The sequence below is a fragment of the Actinophytocola sp. genome (assembly GCF_050699935.1).
GTDB lineage: Bacteria > Actinomycetota > Actinomycetes > Mycobacteriales > Pseudonocardiaceae > Actinophytocola.
In genome coordinates this window covers 24,489-31,171 of the sequence record NZ_JBOHGB010000082.1, presented here as the reverse complement: position 1 = coordinate 31,171, position 6,683 = coordinate 24,489, and the positions used below count along the sequence as shown (strand labels likewise).

The 6,683-nt window shown below is 72.8% G+C and carries 7 protein-coding genes and 1 pseudogene; 3 read left to right on the top strand and 5 right to left on the bottom strand.

The window, feature by feature from the left end; translation table 11 throughout:
- Positions 1–431 (bottom strand): annotated as a pseudogene (locus ACRDTB_RS23880) (NAD(P)(+) transhydrogenase (Re/Si-specific) subunit alpha); the annotation flags it as partial.
- A gap of 319 nt (positions 432–750) precedes the next feature.
- On the opposite strand from ACRDTB_RS23880, the gene ACRDTB_RS23875 reads away from it, so the two are divergent.
- On the top strand, positions 751–1,149 hold the full coding sequence (locus ACRDTB_RS23875) for an NfeD family protein (protein WP_431433694.1): 399 nt from the start codon (positions 751–753) through the stop codon (positions 1,147–1,149).
- A 3-nt stretch (positions 1,150–1,152) separates the two neighbouring features.
- Complete coding sequence (locus tag ACRDTB_RS23870) at positions 1,153–2,199, top strand: SPFH domain-containing protein (RefSeq protein WP_431433692.1); 1,047 nt, start codon at positions 1,153–1,155, stop codon at positions 2,197–2,199.
- Positions 2,200–2,204: 5 nt separating this feature from the next.
- Here the strand turns inward: ACRDTB_RS23870 and ACRDTB_RS23865 are convergent, their stop codons facing one another.
- Complete coding sequence (locus ACRDTB_RS23865) at positions 2,205–3,317, bottom strand: CapA family protein (protein WP_431433696.1); 1,113 nt, start codon at positions 3,315–3,317, stop codon at positions 2,205–2,207.
- A 90-nt stretch (positions 3,318–3,407) separates the two neighbouring features.
- On the opposite strand from ACRDTB_RS23865, the gene ACRDTB_RS23860 reads away from it, so the two are divergent.
- Positions 3,408–4,100, top strand: a complete 693-nt coding sequence (locus tag ACRDTB_RS23860; RefSeq protein ID WP_431433690.1) for a winged helix-turn-helix transcriptional regulator — start codon at positions 3,408–3,410, stop codon at positions 4,098–4,100.
- Between the two features lie 153 nt (positions 4,101–4,253).
- Here ACRDTB_RS23860 and ACRDTB_RS23855 read toward each other — a convergent pair whose 3' ends face one another.
- Genes ACRDTB_RS23855 through ACRDTB_RS23845 form a run of 3 tightly spaced genes read right to left on the bottom strand, consistent with a single transcriptional unit; the run spans position 4,254 to position 6,621 of the window.
- The gene (locus ACRDTB_RS23855) at positions 4,254–5,006 is read right to left on the bottom strand and encodes an ESX secretion-associated protein EspG (RefSeq protein ID WP_431433689.1); all 753 of its coding nucleotides are present in this window, start codon (positions 5,004–5,006) and stop codon (positions 4,254–4,256) included.
- A gap of 11 nt (positions 5,007–5,017) precedes the next feature.
- Positions 5,018–6,280, bottom strand: coding sequence for a hypothetical protein (locus ACRDTB_RS23850; protein WP_431433687.1), 1,263 nt, complete (start codon positions 6,278–6,280; stop codon positions 5,018–5,020).
- The gene (locus ACRDTB_RS23845) at positions 6,277–6,621 is read right to left on the bottom strand and encodes a hypothetical protein (RefSeq protein ID WP_431433685.1); all 345 of its coding nucleotides are present in this window, start codon (positions 6,619–6,621) and stop codon (positions 6,277–6,279) included. The genes ACRDTB_RS23850 and ACRDTB_RS23845 overlap by 4 nt, the downstream gene beginning before the upstream one ends.
- Between the last annotated feature and the right edge of the window lie 62 nt (positions 6,622–6,683).

Sequence of the window (6,683 nt, the reverse complement as noted above, 5' to 3'; positions counted from 1 at the left end):
GCCACCAACACCGCCCGATACCCCGCCACAAACGCCTGCGACGACAACGCATCCATCCCCTGCGCCCGCGAAATCCGCGGCACCAACTCCATCGCCAACCCGGTATGCCCCGCCGCACGCAACGCACGCACCAGGTCAAGCTCCTGCGCCGTGGGGAGGAACGAGATGGTGATCGCGCCCGGGGCGAGCCGGCGGACCTGGTGCGAGGTGAGCGGTTGCACGGACAGCGCCACCTCGGCGCCGTCCAGAGCGCCGGCGTCGACCACGGCACCCGCGTCCCGGTACTCGTCGTCGGGATATCCCGCGGCCGTGCCGGCGCCCGGCTCGACCACGACTTCCAGGCCCACGTCGGTCAGGCGGGACACCAGCCCAGGCACCAGCGCGACGCGCCGCTCACCAGGCCTTGTCTCGGTGACTGCGGCGATCTTCACAGATCGCACCTTAGTGCCTCACGGCGTGTGCGCAGTATGCCGAACCGCACAGCACCGGCCGCGGGCGCCGTTCCGGGTCCATTGTGGACGGGATCCCCGGCGTGGCGCTCGTCACGAGTGATAACGTGGTGACACAAGGTGCGCCGGGAAGCCTGGTCGGCAGGGGTTGCCGTTCGACCCGAGGAGGACCCGTGCAGCACGTTCGTTTCCAACCAGAGCTTCTCGGGCAGCCCGCCCCGCCCCGCTTCCCCCGGCACGCGGCACCGCCCGGTTTGGAGGCCGTCGCATGGAAATGTGGCTGATCTGGTTGGTGATAGCAGTGACCCTCGGTGTCGCCGAGGTCTTCACCACGACAGCGGCGCTCGGCGTGCTGGGCGGCGCCGCCCTCCTCCCCGCCGCCCTAGCCGTGTTCGGCATACCGCTGCCCATCCAGCTCGTGACGTTCGCCTTCGCCGCCGCGGCGGGGATCGTCCTGGTGCGACCGGTCGCGCTGCGACACATGCAACGGCCCCAGCTCGAACGGTTCGGCATCGATGCGCTCGTCGGCAAGCGGGCCTACGTCGTGCGCGAGGTGACCGACCGGGACGGCCTGGTGCGCATCGACGGCGACGAGTGGACCGCGCGCTCGTTCGACGAGTCCACCGTCATCCCCGTCGGCGCGGCCGTCGACGTCATGCGCATCAGCGGTACCACCGCGTTCGTCTACCCGAGGGAGTAAAGCATGGACATCTCCGCGGCGCTCATCGCCAGCGTGCTCGTCGCGCTGCTGGTCGTCATCATCGTGATCAGGATCGTCCGCATCGTGCCGCAGGCTCGGGCACGCAACGTCGAGCGGCTGGGCCGGTACAACCGCACGCTGCAGCCCGGGCTGAACTTCGTGATCCCGTTCATCGACCGGGTCTACCCGGCGATCGACCTGCGCGAGCAGGTGGTGTCCTTCCGCCCGCAGCCGGTCATCACCGAGGACAACCTGGTCGTCGAGATCGACACGGTGCTGTACTTCCAGGTGACCGATCCCCGGGCGGCCGCCTACGAGATCGCCAGCTACCTCCAGGCGGTCGAGCAGCTCACGGTCACGACCCTGCGCAACGTGGTCGGCTCGATGGACCTCGAGAGCACGCTGACCTCGCGCGACACGATCAACAGCCAGCTGCGTGGCGTGCTGGACGACGCGACGGGCAAGTGGGGCCTGCGGGTCAACCGCGTCGAGATCAAGGCCATCGACCCGCCGAAGACCATCAAGGACGCCATGGAGAAGCAGATGCGCGCCGAGCGGGACAAGCGCGCCGCGATCCTCGGCGCCGAGGGGCAGCGCCAGTCCCAGATCCTCACTGCCGAGGGTGACAAGCAGGCCGCGGTGCTCCGCGCGGAGGGCAACCGGACCGCGCAGATCCTCAAGGCTGAGGGCGAGGCGCAGGCGATCGACGAGGTGTTCCAGTCGGTGCACCGCAACGATCCGGACCCGAAGCTGCTCGCGTACCAGTACCTCCAGACGCTCCCGCAGCTCGCCCAGGGACAGGGCAACACCTTCTTCGTCATTCCCAGCGAGCTCACGTCGGCGCTCAGCGGTGTCAGCCGCGCGTTCAGCGAGGCGCTGCCGAAGTCACCGGCGACCCGGGAGACCCCGAGCACGGACAAGGTCAGCTCCCGCGCGGCGGATGACGCGGCACGGGCGGCCGAAGCGGCGGCGGCGGCGGTCGCCGACGCCGCGGACGCCGAGAAACCGACGATCTCCGGGCCGTCGCGCGAGAAGAACCCGTCCTCATGACGATCTCATGACGATGCGCCGCCGACCGCCAGCATGCCGTCGGCGGCGTGCTCGACTCGCGAGCCGAACGGGCGGCTGACCTCGTCGAGCACCCGCCGCACGTGGTCGGCGTCGTCTGGGGTCGCGTGCTGGAGGCGCATCCGCCAGGCCCGCATGGGCAGCAGGCGCAACCGGGCCAGGGCGCCCGTCACCGGGTCGATCGTGGCGAGGTACAGGACACGGAGGTCGTCGCGGTACGCCTCGTAGCCGCTGATGCCTTCGTAGTCGTTGATCAGGTCGCCGCAGCCGTAGAGGATGAGCCGGTCGCGGTAGACCTCGATGGGGCGGGGATGGTGCGACGAGTGGCCGTGCACGACGTCCACGCCACCGTCGACGAGCCGACGCGCGAAGGCGACCTGCTCGGCGGGAACCTCGTAGCCCCAGTTGGATCCCCAGTGGATCGAGGCGACGACGATGTCGCCGAGCCCCTTCGCCTGCCGCACCTGGGCGATGACGTCGTCGGCCGTCGCGTCGGACAGGTCCGGCAGGCGATTGACCCCGGCCCGGTCCCACGTCGCGGCCCAGTCGCGCGGAACCCCGCTCGACCGGTCCCCGAACGCGAACACCACGACCCGCCCGCGATCGTGGACCGGCACGATGGCCGGCCGCGCGGCCCGCGCCAACTCGGACCCGGCGCCCACCGCCGCGATCCCCGCCTCGTCCAGGCTGTCCACGGTGTCCTCGAGACCCTGGACCCCGAAGTCGAGCACGTGGTTGTTGGCGAGCACGCAGACGTCGGGCCGGGCCTCGACCAGGCACGGCGTGTTCTCCGGACTCATCCGGTAGTGGATCCGCTTGCGGCTGTCGGCCTTGCCGCGGCTCGTGATGCTGGTCTCCAGATTGATCAACCGCACGTCCGGCGCGAGCTCGTCCAGCGCACGCCGGGCCGCGCCCCACGGCCAGGCGAACCCGACCGGACGCGGAATCCGGCCGTTCACCCGCTCCGCCAGCACGACGTAGGCCCGCGCGTCCCGGACATGGGGTTCGCGAAGTCGTGGATCCCCGGGGTGCGGCAGGACCTGATCAACACCCCGGCCGGTCATGACATCACCGGCCAGGAACACCGTCACCAGAATGATCACCTTCTCTCGGCCGCCGCGCTCCGGGTACCCGGCAGGCCCCCGACGACGCGTAGGTCGACATCGACCCAAGCGGGCGCCGCGATCCCGATGGCCGCGCGGGCGCTGGACGTGGTCGGCGAGCGGTGGCCCCTGGTCATCGTCCAGGAGCTGTTCAAGCGGCCCCACCGCTACTCCGAGCCACTGGGCCGGCTGCCGGGCATCGGCACCAGCGTGCTCGCCGACCGCCTGCGCATGCTTGAGCGCGCGGCGGTCGTGGCCCGCGAGCCCGGCCCGGTCGGCGGCGGGGTCGTCTACACCCTGACCAAGCGGGCCAGGCGCTGGACGGCGCACTGCGCGAGCTGCGCCGGTGGGGTGTCTCCTTCCTCGCCGACCCCACCACGGACGGCTCGCCCGACCAGCGCAACAACGTCACCTACGTCGAAGGCATCCACGACGTGGCCGACGGCGAGTTCGAGCTCGTGGTCGACGGCGAGCCGACCACCCTGCGCCTCACCGACGGCCGGCTCGGCCAGCAACCCGGTCCGGCGCCGAGCTCACAGCTGGGCGGCCGGCGAGGTCGGGTGGGACGACGGCCGGGCCACCGGGGAGGTCTCGACCGCTGGACCGGGGTCGGCCTGGCCGCGCTGGCTGGCCGCGACCGGCTACCTCCGCACCGTCGCTCCCGACACCGCCCAGGAGGCCGACCAGGGATGGTACGAATGGCTGGCTCCCCCACCGGCTTCTTCCACGACGTCAGCGCCGCCGCGCTCGCCCACCCCGGCGTCACGACCGGTCCGATGATGGGCTTCCCCTGCCTGCGCGTCGCCGAGCTGGTCGGCAGTGGTGTCGGCAAGCCGTTCGCCCCGGCCGGGAGGACCTTCCGCGAGTGGATCCTCGTCGACGACCGGGACGAGACCCGGTGGGCCGAACTGGTCGAGGAGGCACGCGAGTTCGTCAGCGGACACCCATGGCCTGGCCGGTCAGGTCGCGGTGCAGCTCCTCGAGGCGCGTGGCGAGCAGCCCGGGGCCGGCCGGTGCGACGGTCACCCACTCCGCCTGACCGGGGTTCGTCGTGACGCCGGTGAGCCAGCGGCCGCCCGGGGTGTCGACGTAGACCACCGGGCGCGGCACACGGCGCCGGCCACGTGCGCGCGGGCGCACGGCCGAGTAGAGCGAGCCGCCGCCGACGCGTGGCTGGCGCAGGATCTCCGCCATCGCGCCGAGGTCGCCGCCCGCCGGGCCCACGCCGGAGACGATCCGGTCGACGTCCGCGCGGGGCGCGTTCAGCGCGCGGCCGCGTGCGGGCGGGTGCCCGGGCAGCCGCGCGACGACCTCGGCGACGAGCCCGCTCGCCCGCACCGGCACGATCGTCACGAGCTCGTCGGCCACCGTGAGCACGAAGGCCGCGCGCTCACCCGCCACGGCCAGCACCCGGTAGTCGATCCGCCGGTCGCGGTCGGTGGTGGTGATCCAGCCGTAGCACTCCGCGCGCGGCAGGACGAGCGCGTCCAGCAGGTCCTCCAGCTCGGCGGACCCGGGCAGGCCCCACTCGGCGAGCTCGGCCGCCGCCCGCTCGTCCACCTCCGCGAGCACCGCCGGGTCACGCCAGGCGGGCGTGTCCGCCAGGGCGGTGTGCGGCTCGCCGCCACGCCACGCCACCAGCCGTAACACCGTCGGCAGGGTCAGGGTGATCATCCCGGTGATCATCGCCGCTCCGTTCACTCCGCACCGAGTACCGCGGGCGAGGCCGGGACGTCCACGGCGAAGACCGTGTCCGGGTCGGGCGGCTCCAGGAACCGGGTCGGGTACTCCCGGTCCTCGTCACCGCCACCGCGGCCGGCGCCAATCGGCAGGCCGCCGAAGAACCCGCCACGAGCCGCCGAGCCGGCCGCCCCCGTCATCCGGCCGGCACCGGCACCGGAGCCCGCACCCGGCCCCGAACCGACCCCGGCACCCGGGCCGGCGCCAACGCCCGGGCCGAGCCGAGCACCGCCGCGCGCGCCGTCGCCCGCGCCCCCGCCACCGAACGAGCCGACACCGCCCGGCACGAACCCGCCACCGAGACCGGGGCCGAACCCACCGCCCGGCACGCCACCCGCACTCGGCACACCCGCGCCCGGCACGCCACCAGCACCCGGCACGCCACTCGCACCCGGCACACCCGCGCCCGGGAAGCCTGCCGACGAGGCCGGGGCGACCCCGTTGCCCGGCGGAACGTGGCCCGCGGCACCGGTCCCGAAGTCCTCGCCGCGCGGACCGAACGAGCCGAGCCGGCCGGACGGATCGGTGCCGGCACCGCCGAAACCACCGGCACCGCCACCCGCACCAAAGCCACCAGCGCCTCCACCGGAGCCACCAAAGCCCGTTCCGCCACCGGTTCCGCCGTCGATGCCGTCGATTCCGTCGATGTCCGTGCCGCCGCCGCCGGGCCGGTGGTGCCGGTCGCGGTCCCAGTCGAGCGGCCGGTCGGCGGTCACGGCGTCGCCCTGGAGTTGCTCGACGGTGCCGTACTCGGTCGGGTACTGCTCGCCGATGACCCCGCTCGCCGCCGAGTACGCCCCGTAGACCAGCACGTTCTTCTGGGCCTTCTGGTTGTAGGCGACCAGGTCCGCATCGACGTCGGGGCCGATCGGGTTCAGGCTGTCGACCACGCTCGGCTCCGGCCGCGGCGGCAGCGGCTCGACGTTGCGCCTGGCCTGTCCGAACGCCTCGTTCTGGGCGTCCGAGGCGGTGCGGTAGGTCCGCAGGCCCTCGGCCGACTTCTCGAACGCGTCCGTGAGCGGGTGCGCGCCCGACTGGGCCCGCGCCGCCGCCGAACCCAGCCACGCGGCGTCCATCTGCCGGTTCAGCTCAGCGATCTGGCCGCGCCGCTGCTCGAACCGCCGCCCCAGCTCCTCGGCCGACACGCTGCCGTCGTCGAGCGAGGCCGTCCCGGGGCCACCGTGCATCCGCGGGTAGATCTGGTCGGCCGGGAGCGTCATCGGGTCACCCCCGCCAGCAGGTCGCGTGCCGAGTCGTCCCGCACCAGGTACGACTGCCGCGATGCCTTGAGCCGCCGAACGTAGTCACCGACCGCGTCGACCATGCGGCGGTGGTGGTCCATGAAGGACGTGCCGGAGTCGTTGGCGCGGTTGGCCGCGGTCTCACTGGCGGCCTCGTCGCCCGGCCCCTGGACCGACATCAGCGCGTGCACCTGCCGGTTGTCCTCCATCAGGTCGGCGTGTAGCCGCTCCCACCTGGCGATGACCGAGTCGAACTCGGCCGGGGTGAACACGAAGCCCCCGCCCCCGCCTCCGCCGCTGCCCGCGATGTGCCCTTCCATGTCACGCTCCCCATCAGTGCTTTCCCAGTGCCTTCCCAATTCCCGCTGGGTTCCGGCTGTCG

Bases quoted from the DNA above. Each gene is read 5' to 3' on its own strand.
- ACRDTB_RS23870 (WP_431433692.1), top strand. From the start codon at position 1,153: ATGGACATCTCCGCGGCGCTCATCGCCAGCGTGCTCGTCGCGCTGCTG.
- ACRDTB_RS23860 (WP_431433690.1), top strand. From the start codon at position 3,408: ATGGCCGCGCGGGCGCTGGACGTGGTCGGCGAGCGGTGGCCCCTGGTC.
- ACRDTB_RS23855 (WP_431433689.1), bottom strand. From the start codon at position 5,006: ATGATCACCGGGATGATCACCCTGACCCTGCCGACGGTGTTACGGCTG.
- ACRDTB_RS23850 (WP_431433687.1), bottom strand. From the start codon at position 6,280: ATGACGCTCCCGGCCGACCAGATCTACCCGCGGATGCACGGTGGCCCC.
- ACRDTB_RS23845 (WP_431433685.1), bottom strand. From the start codon at position 6,621: ATGGAAGGGCACATCGCGGGCAGCGGCGGAGGCGGGGGCGGGGGCTTC.